This window comes from Streptomyces sp. MZ04 (genome assembly GCF_004684775.1).
Lineage (GTDB): Bacteria > Actinomycetota > Actinomycetes > Streptomycetales > Streptomycetaceae > Streptomyces.
The window spans coordinates 1-1,019 of sequence record NZ_SRIC01000594.1; the positions used below are offsets into that span (position 1 = coordinate 1).

Below are 1,019 nucleotides of genomic sequence, written 5' to 3' on the forward strand. Positions count from 1 at the left end.
CCCACAACCCCCACAACCCCCTTCCGTACCATGGCCCCCAACGATTCGGGGAGGACCCACCATGGACGAGCTGGCGCCGGACGACGCCCGCGAGATAGCCGGTTACCGACTGCGCGCCCGCCTGGGCGAGGGCGGTATGGGCATGGTCTATCTGTCGCACACGCGCGGCGGCCAGCCGGTGGCGCTCAAGGTCGTCCGGCGGGAGTACGCGCAGGACCCCGAGTTCCGGCAGCGCTTCACGCAGGAGGTCACCGCCGCACGGCGCGTGCAGGGGCCGTACACCGCGCCCGTCCTGGACAGTTTCACCGACGGGCCCGAGCCCTGGCTCGCCGTGAGTTACGTCCCGGGGCCCTCGCTCTCCTCCGCCGTGTACCGGCACGGCGTACTCCCCCTCCCGACCGTCCTGCAGCTCATGGCCGGCATCGCCGAGGCCCTGCAGACCATCCACGCCGCCGGTGTCATCCACCGCGACCTCAAGCCGTCCAACGTCCTGCTGGCCGCGGACGGCCCCCGCGTCATCGACTTCGGCATCGCCCGCGCCGCCGACACCACCGCCCTCACCGGTACGGACGTACGCCTCGGCACGCCCGCCTTCATGGCGCCCGAGCAGGCCATGGGCGGTGAGGTCACCCCGGCCCTCGACGTCTTCGCACTCGGTCTTGTGGCCTACTTCGCGGCGACCCGGCAGCACCCGTTCGGCGACGGCTCCTCGCATACTCTGCTCTATCGCATCGTCTCCAACGAGCCCGATCTCACCGCCTGCCCCGAGCAGTTGCGCCCCCTGATCGCCGCCTGCCTCGCCAAGGAGCCGAGCGCCCGGCCGACCCCGGCACAGCTCGTCGACGCGTGCGCCTCGATCGCCGGTACGTCGGGGCTCGCCCGCCAGGAGGGGTGGTGGCTGCCGCCGGCCGTGGCGCAGCAGATCGCCCAGCAGGAGCAGACGATGCGGCTGCACGGCTCGGCGCCGACACCGGGGGTGGCGCCCGGGGTGCCACCGGCCCCGGGGACGGCCCCGCCCC

General features: G+C 73.4%; 1 protein-coding gene. It reads left to right on the top strand.

The features are described from left to right. Nucleotides 1-61 precede the first annotated feature (61 nt). Nucleotides 62-1,019, top strand: a 958-nt coding sequence (locus E2651_RS43385) for a serine/threonine-protein kinase (protein WP_135336749.1), incomplete at its 3' end; no start/stop codon positions are given.